This window comes from Achromobacter sp., from assembly GCF_032102605.1.
Lineage (GTDB): Bacteria > Pseudomonadota > Gammaproteobacteria > Burkholderiales > Burkholderiaceae_B > Achromobacter.
This window is the reverse complement of sequence record NZ_DAMDGT010000002.1, coordinates 1-17,880: the sequence shown is the minus strand read 5'-3', so window position 1 is coordinate 17,880 and position 17,880 is coordinate 1. Positions and strand designations below refer to the sequence as shown.

Below are 17,880 nucleotides of genomic sequence, written 5' to 3'. Positions count from 1 at the left end.
TCCAATAGCGCCCTTGAACAGCTAGGACGGCTGAACAGACGTTTATCCGAACCCGTGGATATGTGGATGATCGCTTCGCGACCACTCGGCTCGCTTCGCCCGGCCCGTGGACAACCGCTGATTGGACAAACGGTGGACAGGCTCCGCCTGACCACGCGCTTGACCACAGGGTGTGCCCACCGGCTCCCCGAGTTTCACCCACATAACCACCGGCCCCCATTTGCCAATCATTAGATACAGAACCTCAAAACAGCAGTGCTAATGCTGCAGCATGGGCGTTCTGAAGGCGGGCTAACTCTTTGTCCGCTCCGGGCTGTATCCGATCGCGCTCATGGCCTCGCTGAGCTTCTGCGGCGCGTAGTCGTCCCACGGTGAGTTGGCCACGTCAAGCTGACCCTGGATGTTCGAAATCGTCCATTGCGCGCCGCAAGTGACGTCGCCCAGCTCATCCCAAGACAATGGAACTGATACGCCCGACCCGGGTCTAGCCCGTGCTGACCAGGCGGCGGCGGTGGTGGCGCCGAAACCGTTGCGAAGATAGTCCACGAAGACTTGCCCACGCGATCACTTGAGCCGCTCTTGGCGACGAAAAGCTGTGGAAGCGTACTGGCCGGGTGGCGTACCATGGCCGCCGAAAAGCCTTTTACAACGTTCCAGTCGTATTGCCTTCGCAACGGCACCACCACGTGAAGACCCTTTCCACCGCTGGTCTTCAGCCACCCCTCCAGGCCGAGTCCGTGCAGGAGGACGCGCACCAGCTGCGCAGCCTGCTGAACTGCTGGCCAGGACACACCTTCACCGGGATCCAGGTCCAGGTTCAGCCCGTCCGGCTTCTCGATAGCGTTCTTCACAGCGTTCCACGTGTGAAATTCGATCACGTGCATCTGCGCGGCCGACATGACTGCGGCTGGCGTAGGCACTTCGAGCAGGGCGGGGGGGCCAGGATGAAGCCCCTCTGGCAAGGCGGTAACGCTCGGGATCGGGGCGTCACGGTGCTTTTGAGAGAATAACTGCCCCTGAATGCCGCCCGGCGCACGCACGAAGGAGACAGGCCTGGCTTTCAAGTGCGTCACGACTAGGGACGCCACCAGCCCGTAGTAGCGTGCGAGGTCCAGCTTCGTCGGGCCGGTCGACGGGTCGATGACGCGGTCCGGATTGGATAGCTTGCCCGACTTTGTTCGCGTGGATGGTGGCCGCTCCGCCGGCGTTGACGGTGCCGGCGGCTTGGTCTTCGGTTCGATCGAGCTGGCCGGCAATGCCCGTTCCCTGGTAATCGCAGGTGCTGGCTTGTCCGTTCGAAGGCCGCGGGAGGTCGCATGCCGGACATGCCCCCCTCGGTCCATTCTGCGAACGACACCTCGCACACAAGGACTGGCGCGATCCACTGCACGTCCCGCAACGATTTGGGGTTTCCAGCGCTGCAGGCGTTGCCTTCTGCTTCAGCGCGGTGAGCTGTTTGTGAAGATCCAAAAGACCACGGTCGTCAAAGCCCGTGCCCACGCTGCCGGCATACCGCAGACCTCCCGCCGCCTCGTAGACGCCGAGCAGAAGGGCGCCGAACCCGACGCGGCCGCCTTTTGGCACCGTGTATCCCACGATGACGAACTCTTGCCGCTGGCCGCATTTGATCTTGACCCAATCGTCCGTGCGACTCGAGACATATCCGGCCGATTGGCGCTTGGCCATGATTCCCTCGAGTCCCATGCGGCATGCGGATGCGACCAGATCCGCAGGAGAAGCGCTGAATGCCTCGCTAAAACGAATGTGATCGTCATGGCCCGCCGCGACCAGTTGGGCGAGCAGCTCACGACGTAGGCGCAGTGGCTCGCCGCGAATATCCCGTCCGGCAATGAAAGGAAGGTCGAAGGCGTAGTAGATGATGTTCGACGTGCGTTTTCCATCAAAGGCGTTCTGCAGCGCCTGGAAACTTGGCACACCGTTATCAGCCAGTACGACGATTTCGCCATCGATCCACGCGGGAGGAACGCGCGTCGCACGAGCCTTCCCATTTCGAAGTCGGGCAGACATGGTTCAGTTCCGCTGCCTGTCACGAACCGAGGTGAAGATGAGCAGCCAAGGACGCCGTTCCACGGCACCGCTGCCAGACATCCGCACGAGGGCCCAGCGGCCCTGCAGGAGCGCGCCCTGTAGACGGAATCTCAGATGGCCGGCCTCGTATCCGCCTTCATCGCCCGCCAAGTACCACTCTCCGGCGTCCCACACGGATACCGGTTCCCCGGTGAGCGGTGATAGTGCACTACGACGTCTACGCTCCCGTCCGGCCGAAGGAACTGCCGGATGCTCCACCGCGAGGCGTCTCGCCTTCGGGTCGAACGGGATTCCGTTGATTACCGTCCAGCGCCGCTTGTCCTCACCCATCTCCAGCTGGAGCTCGAACCGTTCGTGATGAGTCAAGGACCGATAAACGATAAATTTTTGGACGCTGCCCACGGCCTTGCCCCCGCCACGATAGTCAAGAGCGCTTGGAGCCGGCCTGTTTCTTCAGATGTTCTCGCACCTCCGTTGCTGAGACGCCGACGGCCAGCACGGCCTTGCGCAACTGTTCGTCACTTACACCCAACTCGTTGGTCCAGTAACGCAGCTCGTGGGCCTCGTTCACATTGATGCGGGACCGGTCCTGCGCACCCCGATTCTTCAGATCGTCCGACATGAAAATCTCCTCTCGTGTTGGACCCCAACTCGCAGCAACTGGCGTGCCTACGGCGTTTAGCAGCTAAACACAAAGGACGCTTCCTGGCCTGGTCGATGTGGGGAGGATCTGTGCGACCGCGTGGCTGGTGTTTAGCCGCCAAACGCGCTGCGAACGTCTCCCAAACGAAAGCGCCCCGTTCGGGGCGCTTGTTCTGTCGGCCGGTTAATTGGCTGGAAGGCAACTGTCCGGTCGTCTCTTGGCGACCGAGACTGCAAAGAGACTGGCGGATCGTTTGGCCCCGCGCTGCACCGATTCTCTCTTCCAGCCTTCTTCCCAGGCATTCACTCGCTTGAGCCACTCGCCGGGAGATTCCCCGGTGTGGCCTGGCATAGCTTCCGCCTTGAGATACGGGCAATTCAAGAGGCTCAGACCCTTGCGGGCCGCCTCCGCGCCTTCCTTCTGGATCTCGATGAGCATGGCCTCGCTCTCCAAAAGTGGTAGGGAGTCCAGTATGCCAATCAAACGACGTTCGAATCAATGGTGCGCCTGTACTGGGCGGAGTAGTCTTATCGCGGCCCCATAGTTTGTCCGGCGCGTCCAGCAGTTCTCGTACCGACTTCCTGCCGCACGGAATGCCAGGTGAAGGCGTCCTCCGGTACACCTTCGTGTAGCAGATCGCGGGCATCGGCGGCCGAGATTGCTGGATCGGCCAAGCGCTGCGCGATCTCCGGCGGCAGCTCCACCGGACGCCTCGCGTGGATGTCCACCATCCCACCCTTCGTATCGTTTGTCACTATCGCAAGCCCATGAGCGGCAGCAAGCGGCGCGCCAGGTGACCAGGCCGTCAACGCGGCGAAGTAGAGCGGGCCATCACCGTGGATATAGTGGGGCTGCTTCGTGCCGTCCGCCAGCTCCGGCCGCTCGTACCAGCCGTCTGCCGGCCCCAGAATGCGGCCGGTTCCGATGAGAAAGCGCCAGGGCCATCCGTTCTTCAGAATGGTCTCCAGCTTTGCGTTGCTCATGAAGTGTTTGGAGTCTGGACGCTTGTAATCCCACGGCAGCCGGGCCATCCCCTCGGTGCCTTCAGCCAGGCCATGCAAAGCGAGCGGGCGCGTGCCCGGGGGTATGTTGAATCGCGGCCCCGTCGCGTCCGCGAAGATCTGGCTCTGGTTGGTGAAGATCCGCTCAACGTAGTCCATCGGGCCCGATTTCTAAATGATTCGACCGCACATCGATCACCTCTGTGAATGCAGATGTCCGGCCAGTGTAGGCCCGTGGGTGCCGTACTGGAGGTGGCCAACACCCCGGGAGAGGGGGCAGTCTTGCGTCTTTGGCGATCATGACACGCTGTTCTCGCCGTCAAGTGCTGCGCAACGCCGGCGGCGCCGGCGCTGCTTGCGGCCAGGGGCCGGCAGGCCACTTGACCGCTCCGCTGCAGCGTATCCCAGGATCGCCGGGCAATCCCGCCCGGCACTGGAGATCCAACCATGCAGTATTCCATCGCGTTCAACACCATCGATCACGCCGCTGGCGCGCTCTTCGTGCAGGATTCCGCTGGCGCGGTGCGCCTTGCGGCGCCAAAGGAGATCCTCGCCGCGGCACGCGAGGTCGTCCTGCAGGAGATCCAGCGCGGCCAGCTCATGGATTCGCCCAAGCTCGTGCGCGAGTTCCTGCAGCTGCGGCTGAACCTCAGTTTGGAGCACGAAGTGTTCGGCATCATGTACCTGAACCCGCGCGCAGAATTGATCGCATACGAAGAACCGTTCCGCGGCTCATTGAGCACTACGCCTGTGTATCCGCGCGAAATCGTCAAAGCAGCGCTGGCGCACAACGCGGCGAGCGTGATCCTGGCGCACAACCATCCGAGCGGGCATGCCGAGCCCAGTTCGGCCGACATCCATATGACGCGTCAGCTCAAAGATGCACTCGCGCTGGTCGGCACCACCGTAATCGATCACCTGGTCGTGGCCGGCAGCAGGATCGTCTCGTTCGCAGAGAAGGGCATCATGCCCTGACCCGCAGCGCCGGGCCTGGCGCTGGTGTCAGGCCTTGGGCGCATCTTTGCCCTGCGCGCACCAGGCGCAAGGGGCTTTCGCGGCATATAGCCGCTCGCTGCGCTCGCTTTATATTCCACGTCCCCTTGCCCCCGGCGCTTGTTCCGCAGGGCGCCAGTGCTCCCGTCCCGCCACCCGGCCGGGCCCTACTTCTGAGGAGCACGACATGACCCAAGCCACTCTTTCCGTCGCACGCCTGGTTCCCGATGGCGAACGCATGAACTTTCTCCCCAAGGCGTTCGGAAGTCGCCTGATGCTGCGCGGAGAAATCAGTGTCTACAACTGGCTGGATCGCCTGTCGCAGGAATACAGCGGCGGCTTCTGGCACTACTACGAGATCCCGAACGGCTTCTACATGGCGCCGGCCGACTACGACAAGCTTCGCATCGTGTGGCCGATGAATTACTTCGAACGGGACATGTCGGCTGACGCCGCCGGCATCGTGGCCACGCTGTACGCCCTCTGCGAACTGTGCAACCAATACCGTAGCGACGACCTGGCCGAGAAGTACCACGCTCTGCGCGACTTTGCCGGCGAACACGCCGAGGCAAACGCCATCTTCGCGGCGATCGATTGACGCCATCCTGGCCCGCTTCGGCGGGCCTTTTTTTCTTCTGCGCGCCATCAGACCATCGCCGCGTAACCCCTGCTAAGTGGCGCTGCAGGGGAACGGCTGCGCTTCGAAGTTGGACCGTTGCGAGCCATACGGGGTGGCGGGTCTGCTTTCCCGGTCAGTGTGCCACGTCGTTCTCGCGTTCAAGTGCGGCGCGGCCCGGGCTACGCCCGAACCGCTGGCGGCCGCTGGCCGTCTTCGACACTTGAGCGCTGCGCTGCGCCGTGCCTCTCAAGTTCCGGGCATTCCCGCCCTGGCAACCGGAGAGACCACATGGCCAAAACCTCAAATGCACAACAACGCCGTTTCCTGAACAACGCGGACTCCCACCAGAAGGAAATCGTCAGCCTCATTCGGCAGGTCGCGCACACGCGTGGGATCGACCGCGTGTGGAGCGACTGGGTGGAGATCTGCGCGATCGCATTGGCCCGTGCCGATCTCGCGCAGCGCGAGGCGCGCGAGCAGCGCTACCTGCAGGTAATCGCTCAGTACGAGCGGGCCGAGCTGGACTTGCTGGTGCAAGCGTTCTCGCACCTGGTCATGGCCTACGAGGTCCGGGTTCAAGCAGCAGACTTTGGCGACGTGCTGGGCAGCACGTTCATGATGCTGGACATGGGCAACGCCGGCGCCGGCCAGTTCTTCACGCCGTACGAGGTGTCGCGCCTGATGGGCAACATGATGATGGGCAACGGCCAGGATCTCATCGACAAGACGGGGGCACAGGGGTTCGTGCGCGTACTGGAACCAGCCTGCGGCGCTGGCGGCATGTTGATCGCGGCTGCGCACGCAATGCATGATGCGCAGCTGAACTATCAGCAGTGCATGCACGCCACTGCAATCGACATCGATCAGCGCTGCGTGCATATGACGTTCATCCAGCTGGCGCTCTTGCACGTGCCGGCCGTGGTGATTCATGGCAACGGCCTCACGGGTGAGTGCCGAGAGCAATGGTTTACGCCCGCACACATCCTGGGCGGCTGGGGCGCGCGGCTTCGCCGTCGCGAAGCGGAGGAGGGCGCTCGAGCGCTCCTGCAGGCGCCGGCGGCCGTGCCAGATCACCATGTCGACCAGGTTGCGGCCGACAGTTCATCGGCCGAGATCGGTGCGCCGCTGCAGGCCATTCCGAAGGCCATCCGGCAAGCGGCTGCCGCTGGCCAGATGTCGCTCTTCTAGCGAGGTTGCAATGGCCCCACTCGGGGCCTGGCGCGCCGGCGACGCGCCATCTTCGGCATATGGAGAACCGCAAGCACTGCACGGAGCATACAGTCGCATCCCACTCACGCACGGACGCTAGGGCCGCTGCGCGCGGCTTTGTAGCCGCGGCCCCATCTTCAAGGGCTTTCGCGGCATAAACCGCTCACTGCGTTCGCTATTTATTCCACGTCCCTTGACCGCGCTTTCGTGGGCTGCGCCCGCCTGCCCCGTGCAGTGCAATGCAGATCGGCTGACATTGCTGCACGCAAGGAGCCAACCATGAGTCGTGTTGTCCTGGGCGATTGCCTGTCCGTTCTTCCCACCTTGCCCGATCGCTGCGTCGATCTGGTCCTGACCGATCCGCCATACCTCGTCAACTACGTGGACCGCTCCGGCCGGAGCATCGCCAACGATCGTACCGACGAATGGCTGGCGCCGGCGTTCGCACAGATGTTCCGCGTCCTTCGCGATGACGCCTTCTGCATTTCGTTCTACGGCTGGAACCGCGTGGACCGATTCTTTGCCGCCTGGCGCGCCGCCGGCTTTCGCGTCGTCGGCCACCTGGTCTTTGCGAAGCAATATCAATCCAAAGCGCGATTTCTCGCGTATCAGCACGAGTCGGCCTACTTGCTGGCCAAGGGGCAGCCGGCGCTGCCGGCCGAGCCCTTGCCAGACGTCATGCCTTGGAAGTACAGCGGCAACCGCCACCATCCGACGCAAAAGCCCGTCGAATGCCTGGCGCCGCTGATCGAATCTTTCAGCCGCCCGCGGGACATTGTGCTGGATCCGTTCGCCGGCTCGGGTTCGACGTGCGTGGCCGCCCGCCAGGCCGGCCGGCGCTTCTACGGCATCGAAATGGATCCGAAGTACCACGCAGCCGCAACGCAGCGCTTGCAGCTCGCCCGCCAAGAGAGGATCGCAGCATGAGCCGGGACGACGCAATTACGGGTGGCCTGGTCGCGTTCTTGCAGGGCTACGGAAAACACGACTTGGACGGCCTGGCGGCGATCGCCAGATACAGCGCCTGGCCGGCGCTGGCCGCCCGCGAGAACGAGCGGCGCATGGCGCGAATTATCGAATTACTGCCGCTCGATGAAGTGCAAGCGATTGCCCGGTCGGAAATCGACCTCAATGAATTGGCCCGCCGAGTGCTGGCCGAGCTGGACCCGGAGTGAGCCCATGGCCATGGTAGAACTTTCCATGGCGGCTCGCGCCGCCATTGCGGACATCGCGCGCCGCGTTTTGAACCTGGAGACGCTGGATTGCCGAGGACGCGCCCAGCTCGTCTATCACGAACTGTTCGTAGGCCAGTTGCGCGAGGCGCTGGAGGCCGCGTACCTGGCAGGCATGGTGGACCGCTATCGCCGGAAATGAGAAAAGCGGCGCCGGCCTGCCGGCCGGCGCTGCACTTCACATTAGTCCGAGCACGCGCGTCATATTGGCGGCAATCTGGCTGCGAATGGCAGCGCGCGCTTCGGCGGCGGTGGCGAAAAAAGTGCCGGGCGGGCCTACACCTTCCCACGGCCCCCGCTGCCCGTATCGGATGCTGGCCACAATCCCGGCGCCGTCGTCGGTCGGCGTCATCGAGTACGCAGCCCTGACCCCATTTACCACCATGGTGCCCTCCATTGTTCCTCCTGTCGTCAGCCTATTCGCGGTTTTTTTCACGAGTTAAGAATGCCACTGCGCTAGTGTTGCGCTACTAGGAAAAACACGCATCCGCCGTGTCACAGCTCGTGCTAGATTGCGGGCCTTCATGACCCACGCACCGTTCCGACATGGATGAGCCAAAAAAGAGACGCCGTACCAAAAGGCAGGCGCCAGAGTTGCATTGCTCGTTCTGCGATAAGTCCCAATATGAGGTGCGAAAGCTCGTTGCCCGAGGTGACAACGATCAGGTCACGATCTGCGACGAGTGCATTGAAATGTGCATTGGGATCATCAACGATCAGTCGTTGGTAGAGCTCAAAGATCGTCCGAAAGCGCTGTTCGACTACATCGTTCGACAGCATGAAGTCATCGGCCAGGCGACGGACCGGGCAAATAAGGCCATGGATCTGCTGAACATCTCGCCTTCGACAGATTCGCAGCACTGAATCGCACAAGGCCAGACCGGTCAGGACGTCGGCGCGGGCCGTCTTCGGACGGAGTGTTCACCCCTGGGCGTGCCCCTACGCCTTCGGCTGCGGGTCGGGCTCTCGCGCTTCGCGTTGAGCCTGGCCAACCCCGCCAGTCTCACCCCCGGTGGGGCTTCCAGCCGTCCCTCCCTGCGGTCGGCTCACGCCTTCGCGCCTGCCGGCGCTGCGCGCTGTCGCTTGCGGGCCGCCTTGCGGCCAGCTTGACCCGCGCTGCGCGCGGGTAGGGGCGCTCGGCGCGCGCCTGGCTTTGGTGTCGCCGCCCTGTCTCTCGCAATGCATCCATTCCCGCGAGCCCCGTCCTAAAACGCCGACCGTACCACTGCGCTCCTCCCTCCAAGGGTCCGGTGCTCACCCGTTCGGTGCTCGCCTTTGGCTGCGCTCCGCGTGCGGCCTCTGCTCCGGCCCTTTCCAGTCGTCGCTACGTGGCCACGGACGGCACGGACAGGCCTCACAGGAACGGATGCGAATAACGCGGAGGGAAAGACCATGAACAACCAAATCCAACAAACCTACGCTCGGACGACTTCTTCAGGATCGGGTGTCGCACGACCTCTCTTTTCGGAACAAACGAACATGAATGACCACGCGACGCTGAATGCCAACATCCTGGCCGCAGCCAAAGCCGCATTGCGCGGTGCGCAGGGGCGTCAAGATCGGCGCGGCGTGGATGTGCTCGATAAGTGGATTCTGTCGCAAGAGCATCAAGGGCCCGAGACTTGCAAGGTTCTGTGGTCGCGGGCAATGGACATGGCCTTCAACCTGGGTGAAGACGAGTGCGAGGCAGGCCACGAACAGGCCGATGTGCCCGCGCTGTTGAAGGATGTGCCCGTCTTGAGTGGGGTTTGGAAAGGCGGCTGGAACTTCGCCAAGAAGTTGAACGGTGGGCGCGTCCTGGCCTCCACTGCGCAGTAACCACCTCGACAACCCAATCGTTCACGGCAAGGAGACATTTCATGGACGCATCCAAAGAACAGGACACGACCGATATGGCTATCGTCCTTTACACCGTCCTGGGTGGCGCTGAATGCGCCTTGACTAAAGCCGCCCTGGCACAGCGCGACCTTCAATACGCCGAGCGTAGCGCGATGGATTACGCGCCCGCGCTGGCTCGTAAAGGCTATGACTTCGCACCCGTCGTCACCGTCGCCGTTGAAAACGAGTTGGTCGCCTGGACCGGCCATCGCCCCGACCTCATCGAACTGTTTGCCGACCTGATGGATACCGGCGTGGTCGACGCGGACGGTTTGCGTGACAGGGATACGGCCGAGGAAGCCGTGTTGACCCGGTTTCAGGTGGTGCTGGAACTGCGCGACCACCAAGCAAACGCCCAAGAATTTTTTGCCGAACATGGCGACCAGCCGCTGTATCGCGGGCGCGACCTGCTGAACTGGCTTGGCTACTAAGTAAAAGGCCCCTGTCGGCTGCAACCGACAAGGGCCATCACCCGCAACCTCGGACTAGGAGATTCGTGATGAACCACGACTTTATCAGATTGGCGAACGACATGCGCCGCGCCCACTTGCTGGGCCTGGGCTTTCGCATTCCCGCGATGACCATGCGCCAGCTTACCGCCCTCATCGCCGCGCTCGACGCGCCGGAAATCCCCACGCAACTGCACTGATCTCGATATCGACCCGGAGCATTCTGATGAAACTCGATTCCAACGAACTCGCCGCCGTCCACGCCGCAGCAACCCGGATGGACATTCCCCATTCGCAACTGCGCCTCAGTGAGGCGTATCAGGCCCGCGGCCTGGAAGACCGCAAGCAGGACGCCGAGATTCTGGAACTGAAAGCCACCATCCAGGCGATGGGCGGATTGCTGCAAAACCTCGTGGTGGTCGCAGCGCCGGACGGTTCCTATGAGGTGTGCGCGGGCGGACGGCGCTGGACGGCCCTGGGCCTGCTGATCGCGGACGGTGTTTTCCCCGCCGATTATCTGGTGCCTTGCCTTGTGATTCCGGCCGCTCACGCGCACCACGCCAGCCTGATCGAGAACATCGGGCGCAAGGCGATGCACCCGGCAGACGTGTATGCGGGATATGCGCGCCTGCGTGCCGAAAACTGGACGGTTGCGGCCATCGCCGCCGCGCATGGCGCGTCCGAATCGGCCGTCAAGAAGCTGCTGGCGCTGGGCAGCGTGTCGCCCGCCCTCATGCAGTTGTTCCGCGAAGGCAAAGTCAAGATGGACGAAATGCAGGCGCTCGCGTCGGTTTCGGACCACGCCCGCCAGGAGGCGGCATGGAAGACTTCGGCGAGCCAACCCTGGAATCGGGACTACTACATCCGCCAGTTGCTCGCGGAAACCGAAATGCGCGGCGATACGCCCGTGGCGCGGTACGTGACCGTCGCCGCATACGAGAAGGCGGGCGGCGAGGTTCGCCGCGACCTCTTTGAGAACGACGCTTATCTGGCCGACCCGGAGAAGGTGCGCGGCATGGCTAACGCCAAGATGCAACGGTCCAAGCTTTTCAAGGCGGTCCAGGCAGAAGGCTGGTTGTGGGTGGAATGCCGCGTGTCGTTCGAGTACGCCGACAAAAAGTCCTTCGGCGAGATTCAACGCGTCCAACAGGAGCCGAGCAAGGCCCAAGCCAAGCAGATTGACGGACTGCAAAAGAAGATCGAAACGGCGCGGACAAAGCTGGCTGAATTGCAAGAGGCCGAAGGCCAGGACGCGGCCGACCTGGACAAGGTTCGCGGCCTGATTCGCGGCTATGAAGGGCAGCTTCGTGAAATCCGGGCCGAGCTTTACGACTACCCGGCCGACCTGAAAGCCCTGTGCGGAGCGATTGTGCACCTGGACTACCATGGCGACTTGACCGTCACTCGCGGCTTGATCCGCCAGGACGAGCGCGACGCCGTAGCGCAAGCCACGCGCAGCAACGACGCAGATGGCCAGACGGTGACGGGCGTGGACTTGCCCCCGGTAAAGACGCGCCCGGTGCATTCCGAATCCCTGACAAATCGCCTGCAAGCCCAAAGAGTGATTGCCTTGCAATACGAAGTCATGATGCGCCCGCAATTGGCTCTGTGCCTGCTGGTGGAGCAGATGCTGGGCGATATGGACTGGAACCGGCGCAGCGCCAGCGGCGATACGTTCGATTTCTCGGCACGGTCGGCCCAACATGAATTGGCGAACACGGACCCCGATATCAAGGACTGCGCGGCCTGGACCGCCGTGCAGGAAATGATTGGGTCGGTCACGAAGGACGTGCCGGAAGATGAAAGCGCCGTCCTGCCCTGGCTCCTGAACCAGTCCCAAGCCGATGTTCTCGACATGCTGGCCGTGCTGACGAGTCTGACGATCTACCGCCGCCGCAGCAATGCGCACGGCGCGGAAACCAAGCACCTCGACCGTTTGTCGGGACTCGTTAATCTCGACATGAGCAAGTGGTGGAAGCCCACCCCGCAGTCTTACCTTGCCCACGTGTCCAATGACCGCATCGCGGCAGTGGTCACGGAGGCGGTCGATGCCGAGCAGGCAAAGCCGCTGCTGGCAATGAAGAAGGTCCAGGCCGCCGCCGCAGCCGAGCAATTGCTCGAAGGGAAGCGCTGGGTGCCTGAACTGATGCGCGCTCAGCCCATTCCGGCCGCAATGGCCGTGGAACACCCCATGGGAGAAATGGAGGACTAAGGAGCATGTGCGCCGGGGTCGCTGGGCGGTCCCTGGCTGAGGAGACGAGCCGACGGACATTGCGATCCCTCGGTCGCCTGCACCGGGAAACCTGCGAAATATTCCCTTGATGGAATATTCCGTCCAGGCTATAATCTTTAAAACAGCTTAGGCGGGGAATCGATGGCTTGGGAAGTTGAGTTCACGGATGAGTTCGAAGACTGGTGGAACAGCCTGTCCGTCAGCGAACAGGAATCGGTGGCCGCCACGGTCGGCCTGCTGGAGGAACGGGGCACGTCGTTGGGCTTTCCACATTCGAGTGGAATTAATGGCTCCAAGCACGAACACATGCGCGAGCTTAGAACTCAGGCGGGCGGGCATCCCTTGCGTACCCTGTACGCCTTTGACCCCAGGAGGACCGCCATCTTGCTGATCGGCGGCGACAAAACGGGGAATGACCGCTGGTATGAAGAGTTCGTGCCGCGAGCGGACAAGCTTTACGACGATCATTTGGAACAATTGCGAAAGGAAGGGCAGATCAATGGCTAAGAAATTTGCAGCGCTCCGGGAGGCCATGTCGCCGGAATCTCAGCTTCGCGCCAAGGCCGCTACGGAAGAGATGCTTCAGGACATGCCGCTACAGGAATTGCGTCAGGCCCGTGGTCTGTCGCAAAAAGTCCTGGCCGAGATCTTGCACGTCCAACAGCCGTCCATCGCCAAGATGGAAAAGCGGACGGACATGTACATTTCGACGCTGCGCAGCCACATCGAGGCCATGGGTGGCCAACTGGATGTGGTTGCCCGGTTCCCAGACGGTTCAGTGCGGATCAGCAACTTTTCCGACCTGTCGGGCAAGGTGGCGGGAGCAGACCTAGGGGAAGCCAGGTCGTGACAATGCACTGCCCGCCGCATCCCGGCGAGATTCTCCGGGAGGATGTCATTGCCCCCCTGGGGCTGTCCGTCACCGAAGCGGCTGACCGGCTGGCCGTGTCCAGGGTCGCGCTGTCTCGGGTGCTCAACTGCAAGGCTGGGATCAGTCCCGACCTCGCGGTCCGGCTGGAACAGGCCGGGGCAAGCACTGCCCAGGCGTGGATTGCGATGCAGGCCAACTATGACCTTTGGCAAGCACTTCAGCATGAGCAGCCGCCTGTCCGGCCTTTGGCCTCCGTGGCTGACGTTCACTAACCACCGCAACACCCGCCAAAGCAAAGGGCCGCCCTAGGGGCGGCCCTTTGCTTTGCATGAACGGCGTCTTGGATCGGAGCGTCCAGTCCCACCGGCTGCGCCGGCGGGGCCCTCCTACGGACTTCGTGAGCATCCCCCGGACGCTCACAGGTGCCCTTAAGGCCCCCGCCGCCAGGGCGGCGGCGGGTCCCTTAAAGCCACCACACAGGACGCACCCTTCGGGTGCGGTCATCCCTTTGATTTCTTTGTGTTTTTCCTCTGTAGCGTTGTTTTCTTTTGTCTGACAACGAACTGCGCACAAAGGCCACTGGCCGCGCGGAGCATGGCTCTGCTGATGAACGCTGCTGTATACATCTGGGCGACTTGCGGTATTTCCTTGGTCGGATCGGGCGCGGTAAGACCCATATGAGACACATTTGAGACGCCTCTGAGACCCCGATGAGACCCCGATGAGACACTTTGCGACGTGTATGAGACTTAAACGAGACAGATATGAGACCGTATTCCTAAAACACCCTAAATATTTGCCACCACCTGGCCGTTGTCTTATAGGGGCTGCATCACCGGAGGCGCCGAACCTCGGCGCTGAAAGTTGCAGTCCTGTTCCCTTCATTGAATTAAGGAGTAGCAGATTGAGCACCGTGCTTTCGTTTGACGATACCCTGGGCGAGTCTGCGTCCCTTGTCGTTAGGACATACCTTTCGACGGCCTACCTGACCAGTGCAGCATTTCTGGCTCAGCATGCCTATGCGATAGAAGTTGGCGAGGCGGTTCAGGCGGGCAGAGTCGGCCTCGTTGAACGCGATGCTCATCACGCCTACGCAAGTGGGGCAATCATCATGAGCGCTTTAGGCGTCGAAGCATTCGTGAATGAATTGTTTGCAGATTGTGCCATCAAAGGAAAAGATAACCATTTTGGTTTGAACTCCTCTAGTGCCGAGAAATTACGGCGTGTGTGGGCTGAAAAGGACTTCCAAAAAGGGCCGTCTTTGCTCAAGTACGTGCGTGCCTTGGACGCGCTAGAACTGCCCAGGCTCAACTACAAAGCGAAGCCGGTCAAGGCAATGAAGACGCTTGTCGAACTGCGCAATGCGCTCGCGCACTACAAGATGGCCATCCACGCGGTGGAGAGCAATAGCGGAAAAAGAGCGCCCACCCGGCTCGAAAAAGAGTTGCAGCGCTATTTTCCCCATCACGACCGGATGGAGCACAACCCAATGACCGGCCTGAACAACGCATACATCCCTGACCGGGCCATCGGACATGCCGTGGCTGAATGGAGCGCTCAAACCGCAGTTGGATTTCTTGAGCATTTTCGCGAGTTGTTGTCGGTAACTTGGCTTCCCCATCTCCGATGGCCAAATGCGCTCATGCTGAAGACGCGCTAGACCTTATATCGAGTCATTCGGGCAGCGAGTGAGCGACAGAGTTCAGAGACGATTTCGAATGTGGGGCTGTTTGCACCGCCCCTCGCTGTTGGCAAAAGGCCACTAAGGATCTTGATCGTGCCGTCGGAAGTGCTGCCGTACCCATGAATACTACATAATCCTACGTTTGCAGCCACGGCGAATCACCACCAGTGAGCGCGCTCGCGTTGGTCTGAGCGGCTAAGTAATAGTCGCTGAAATGACTGGCCCCCGGCGTTTGGGGTCAGACGACTGGGATACGCTGATCGAATGTGTGTCGCACGGCCGTACGAGGAGAGGACGAAGTATGCGGGATTTGGGCCAAATGGGCGAAAATAGCCTACAGCTCTGGTGCAGCCAAGTAGGGCTAACAGCAAACGGGTCGCGGATTGACCGAACCGGTTGGGACTTCGTCGTCGAGTTCCCCTTTCATCACGTAAGCGGTCCGACTCGTGTGCACGAGGCCGCGATTGAATGCAAGGTTCAGGTGAAGGCGACGGACAACCGCGATAGAAAGTGGCAGATAAAGCTATCCAACCTGCGTCGCCTGATCACCGCCCCTATGCCCGCATTCATTCTAATTCTTGAATTCGATGGGAAGAAAGACGTGCAAAGGGCGTTCTTGGTCCACATAGACGAAGAGCTGATATCGCGCACCCTCGAGCGGATACATGAGTTGGAAACGGTGCAGAAGGTCTCCAATCATCATAAGCGTACCCTCACAATCCAATACGGAGATCAGCATGCAGTTCCAGCTCTGGACGGAGAGGGCCTGAAATCAAAAATAGAATCCCATGTGCCTGAAGGATTGAATTCCTATGTGGCATGGAAAAACAATCACTTGAAGACGACGGGTTTCGAGAATGGGTTCGCCCAGATCACCTTCCAAACAGACAGCAAAGAAGACTTGCTCGGTCTGATTGACGTGTCGCTTGGGCTAAAGCGCTCGGTTCGAGTAACGCAGTTTCGTGAGTCAAAACTGCGATTTGGAATTAAATCGGATCCGCAGTTGCTTAGCGAGTTCGGTGATATTGAGATGCCGAATCTAAAACCAACGGCAGTGGGATCGATAAATTTCAGAGAGAGCCCACTCTCAGCGGGACTTACCTTCAGGTGTAAGTTCTACTCCTCGCCGCTGAACAGGATGCTACCAAGGCATTTGGTAAAGCTTCGCATAGAGGCCGATTGCTTCGATATTAGTACGAATCCATATTCCGGGTCGGCCGAGTACCGATTCAATGCAGGCGCCGGCGTCCGATTGCCAATCAATCAGCTTCACGACGCGCTCTCCTTGATGCGCATGGTGACTTCCTCAGCAAGAAAGGTTGATGTCCGACTCGATTTAAGCGATGGGAAGGAGTTGGCATTCGCGCTCGACGCGAGCGACAAGCCGTTTGAGCACACCAAAATCCTTGAGACGCTTAGTGCGGCGGTCAACATATGTCATACGTTCCAGCTCAGCGAACGTCCCTTGGCGACACTCGAGGAAATCGGACGCGACAGCCGATCAATCCTTCAGTTTTGGACAATTGTCGGACCAAATCCGTCAAGATATGAATGCTCATTCACTGTGGCTGGAACCGGCTTTGTCGAGAACAAGGCTACCGCCGTAGTTGGTCTAACGACTACCCGAATTGGCAAACAACTGTTTGGCGCGATCTTCGTCTGCACGGGTATGGCCTCGCTGGGGCTAGACGGACGATACTCGCTATTGACGCCCAACTTGAAGGTTGAACGGATGCTCATCTCCTCACTTGATGAGATGATGCGAAAGGAAGACCTAGTCCAGGCGATTGAAGATGTAGAGGAGATTTATCGGAAGGATCATCAAGTGTTGTGTGACTTCGATAAGAGGGATGGGCAGTAACGTGCCGCACTTGCTACGAAGTTATCCGGCCCATCGACCCGAATCCTCTCAGCGTTCTAGCGTGTCAGTTCGCTTATGAAATTGCCGTGACCCGGACAGAGATTTTTCCCGACCGATATCCAACGCCGCACTCTTCTCTTCCAATCGATCAACGACCCCGGCTAACTCACTGACGTTGTTCGTATAGATCTCCGTCTCGTAGCGAGCGCGCGAAATCGCCACGTAGTAAACGTCTCGCTGCGTCGTGCGGCTGAAGCTCTCCGCGTTGATGAGAGCGCGATCGCACGTTAGCCCTTGGGCACTGTGGCTCGTGGTGGCATAGGCGCGATCCAGGTGCAATGGTTCAGTTGCAGCGTCCAGCGTGAGCAGGCGGCCACCGCCACCGACGGTGACTGTAGTGGGAGTTACCGCCAGCACCTCGAATCGGCCACCGTTGACCAGGTCAAGCTTGGCGTTGTTGCGGGTCACTCGCACCCAGTCGCCTGCAGACAGCTCCGCTTGGACTGGCTCGTATACGGAAAGCTTGGCGGCGCGGGCAGGATTGAACTGCGTGCGTTCCCTGGTGACGACGTGTTCCACGACCAGGTCATTCGGCTTATCGAGCGCCGTGCCGATGACGCGGTACATCTCGGTCTGGCGCAGGTTGCCCGTCTTGTAGTCTCGTTCCGGTTGAAGGATGTCGCCGGCGACGTAGTACTTGGCGACCCGGCGTTCCGCCTGTGTTGTGTCGCGACGCGTGAGCAGATTGAAGTCAAATCCGCGGCCGGACAAGCCCAGCGCCTGGTGCGTGGCCTCGTTTAGCGCATTGCGAGAATCGTTGGTGCCTGTAACGATGAGCGTTTCACGCCTCTCATCAGCGTCGAGGCCGGCGTACTTGGAGGAGATGGCGTTATAGCGGGCGCCGTTGTCGTCGATGGAATGGACAGCTTTGAGCTTTCCATCCAACACGGCGAGAGATCCAGACGCATTTCCCGCAGCCGCGAGTTCCACCGCCGCCTTCAGCTCAGGCGATTTCTGGCGGATGATGTCCCCCATGAGCGAGGTATCCATGCCGGCGGCCTGCAGCTGGTGAAACGGTCGCCCCGCTTCAATCGCCTTGGTCTGGTAATCCCCCCATTTTTAGCGATTGCCAGAAGTAGGAACGCTACGCGGCCATGG

The 17,880-nt window shown here is 60.9% G+C and carries 21 protein-coding genes and 3 pseudogenes; 16 read left to right on the top strand and 8 right to left on the bottom strand.

Annotated features, from left to right (window positions below):
* Positions 1–291: 291 nt before the first annotated feature.
* The 6 genes and pseudogenes from RT614_RS29045 to RT614_RS04720 all read right to left on the bottom strand — a co-directional run bounded on the left by RT614_RS29045 (position 292) and on the right by RT614_RS04720 (position 3,852).
* Positions 292–1,073, bottom strand: a pseudogene (locus tag RT614_RS29045) (DNA primase small subunit domain-containing protein).
* 2 nt (positions 1,074–1,075) lie between these two features.
* Positions 1,076–2,028: pseudogene (gene ligD / locus RT614_RS04740) on the bottom strand (non-homologous end-joining DNA ligase).
* A gap of 3 nt (positions 2,029–2,031) precedes the next feature.
* Positions 2,032–2,451 (bottom strand): DNA polymerase ligase N-terminal domain-containing protein, encoded by a 420-nt coding sequence (locus RT614_RS04735; RefSeq protein WP_313620697.1) that lies wholly within the window; start codon positions 2,449–2,451, stop codon positions 2,032–2,034.
* 22 nt (positions 2,452–2,473) lie between these two features.
* Complete coding sequence (locus tag RT614_RS04730) at positions 2,474–2,671, bottom strand: DUF3606 domain-containing protein (protein WP_313620695.1); 198 nt, start codon at positions 2,669–2,671, stop codon at positions 2,474–2,476.
* Between the two features lie 204 nt (positions 2,672–2,875).
* The gene (locus RT614_RS04725; RefSeq protein WP_313620693.1) at positions 2,876–3,130 is read right to left on the bottom strand and encodes a CrpP-related protein; all 255 of its coding nucleotides are present in this window, start codon (positions 3,128–3,130) and stop codon (positions 2,876–2,878) included.
* 89 nt (positions 3,131–3,219) lie between these two features.
* Entirely contained in the window at positions 3,220–3,852 is a 633-nt protein-coding gene (locus RT614_RS04720) for an SOS response-associated peptidase family protein (RefSeq protein ID WP_313620692.1), read from the bottom strand.
* A 288-nt stretch (positions 3,853–4,140) separates the two neighbouring features.
* On the opposite strand from RT614_RS04720, the gene RT614_RS04715 reads away from it, so the two are divergent.
* The 6 genes from RT614_RS04715 to RT614_RS04690 all read left to right on the top strand — a co-directional run bounded on the left by RT614_RS04715 (position 4,141) and on the right by RT614_RS04690 (position 7,888).
* Complete coding sequence (locus tag RT614_RS04715) at positions 4,141–4,668, top strand: JAB domain-containing protein (RefSeq protein ID WP_313620690.1); 528 nt, start codon at positions 4,141–4,143, stop codon at positions 4,666–4,668.
* 205 nt (positions 4,669–4,873) lie between these two features.
* Positions 4,874–5,284, top strand: a complete 411-nt coding sequence (locus RT614_RS04710) for an antirestriction protein (protein ID WP_063960693.1) — start codon at positions 4,874–4,876, stop codon at positions 5,282–5,284.
* Between the two features lie 309 nt (positions 5,285–5,593).
* Positions 5,594–6,493 carry an N-6 DNA methylase gene (locus tag RT614_RS04705; RefSeq protein WP_313620688.1) on the top strand — a complete coding sequence of 300 codons (900 nt, stop codon included), beginning with the start codon at positions 5,594–5,596 and terminating at the stop codon, positions 6,491–6,493.
* Between the two features lie 300 nt (positions 6,494–6,793).
* Positions 6,794–7,441: a DNA methyltransferase gene (locus tag RT614_RS04700; RefSeq protein WP_313620687.1), complete on the top strand. Its 648-nt coding sequence runs from the start codon at positions 6,794–6,796 to the stop codon at positions 7,439–7,441.
* A complete protein-coding gene (locus tag RT614_RS04695; protein WP_313620686.1) occupies positions 7,438–7,689 on the top strand; it encodes a hypothetical protein in 252 nt (83 codons plus the stop codon). The genes RT614_RS04700 and RT614_RS04695 overlap by 4 nt, the downstream gene beginning before the upstream one ends.
* Before the next feature lie 4 nt (positions 7,690–7,693).
* Complete coding sequence (locus RT614_RS04690) at positions 7,694–7,888, top strand: DUF6900 domain-containing protein (RefSeq protein ID WP_313620684.1); 195 nt, start codon at positions 7,694–7,696, stop codon at positions 7,886–7,888.
* A gap of 36 nt (positions 7,889–7,924) precedes the next feature.
* On the opposite strand, the gene RT614_RS04685 is transcribed toward RT614_RS04690, so the two are convergent.
* On the bottom strand, positions 7,925–8,143 hold the full coding sequence (locus RT614_RS04685; RefSeq protein ID WP_175157254.1) for a hypothetical protein: 219 nt from the start codon (positions 8,141–8,143) through the stop codon (positions 7,925–7,927).
* Between the two features lie 149 nt (positions 8,144–8,292).
* On the opposite strand from RT614_RS04685, the gene RT614_RS04680 reads away from it, so the two are divergent.
* From RT614_RS04680 to RT614_RS04635, 10 genes are all read left to right on the top strand, one after another.
* Complete coding sequence (locus RT614_RS04680; RefSeq protein ID WP_313620682.1) at positions 8,293–8,610, top strand: ClpX C4-type zinc finger protein; 318 nt, start codon at positions 8,293–8,295, stop codon at positions 8,608–8,610.
* A 528-nt stretch (positions 8,611–9,138) separates the two neighbouring features.
* A complete protein-coding gene (locus tag RT614_RS04675; protein ID WP_313620680.1) occupies positions 9,139–9,564 on the top strand; it encodes a hypothetical protein in 426 nt (141 codons plus the stop codon).
* A gap of 41 nt (positions 9,565–9,605) precedes the next feature.
* On the top strand, positions 9,606–10,055 hold the full coding sequence (locus RT614_RS04670; RefSeq protein ID WP_313620678.1) for a hypothetical protein: 450 nt from the start codon (positions 9,606–9,608) through the stop codon (positions 10,053–10,055).
* A gap of 68 nt (positions 10,056–10,123) precedes the next feature.
* A complete protein-coding gene (locus tag RT614_RS04665) occupies positions 10,124–10,273 on the top strand; it encodes a hypothetical protein (protein ID WP_313620676.1) in 150 nt (49 codons plus the stop codon).
* A gap of 26 nt (positions 10,274–10,299) precedes the next feature.
* Entirely contained in the window at positions 10,300–12,285 is a 1,986-nt protein-coding gene (locus RT614_RS04660) for a ParB N-terminal domain-containing protein (protein WP_313620675.1), read from the top strand.
* A 162-nt stretch (positions 12,286–12,447) separates the two neighbouring features.
* The gene (locus RT614_RS04655; RefSeq protein ID WP_313620673.1) at positions 12,448–12,813 is read left to right on the top strand and encodes a type II toxin-antitoxin system RelE/ParE family toxin; all 366 of its coding nucleotides are present in this window, start codon (positions 12,448–12,450) and stop codon (positions 12,811–12,813) included.
* Positions 12,806–13,156 (top strand): XRE family transcriptional regulator, encoded by a 351-nt coding sequence (locus tag RT614_RS04650; protein WP_313620672.1) that lies wholly within the window; start codon positions 12,806–12,808, stop codon positions 13,154–13,156. The genes RT614_RS04655 and RT614_RS04650 overlap by 8 nt, the downstream gene beginning before the upstream one ends.
* 2 nt (positions 13,157–13,158) lie before the next feature.
* Complete coding sequence (locus RT614_RS04645) at positions 13,159–13,449, top strand: HigA family addiction module antitoxin (protein WP_313620671.1); 291 nt, start codon at positions 13,159–13,161, stop codon at positions 13,447–13,449.
* Positions 13,450–14,081: 632 nt separating this feature from the next.
* Positions 14,082–14,837: a hypothetical protein gene (locus RT614_RS04640; protein ID WP_313620669.1), complete on the top strand. Its 756-nt coding sequence runs from the start codon at positions 14,082–14,084 to the stop codon at positions 14,835–14,837.
* 325 nt (positions 14,838–15,162) lie between these two features.
* The gene (locus RT614_RS04635; protein ID WP_313620667.1) at positions 15,163–16,722 is read left to right on the top strand and encodes a hypothetical protein; all 1,560 of its coding nucleotides are present in this window, start codon (positions 15,163–15,165) and stop codon (positions 16,720–16,722) included.
* Between the two features lie 48 nt (positions 16,723–16,770).
* Here the strand turns inward: RT614_RS04635 and RT614_RS04630 are convergent.
* A pseudogene (locus RT614_RS04630) lies at positions 16,771–17,817 on the bottom strand (TrwC protein); the annotation flags it as partial.
* Between the last annotated feature and the right edge of the window lie 63 nt (positions 17,818–17,880).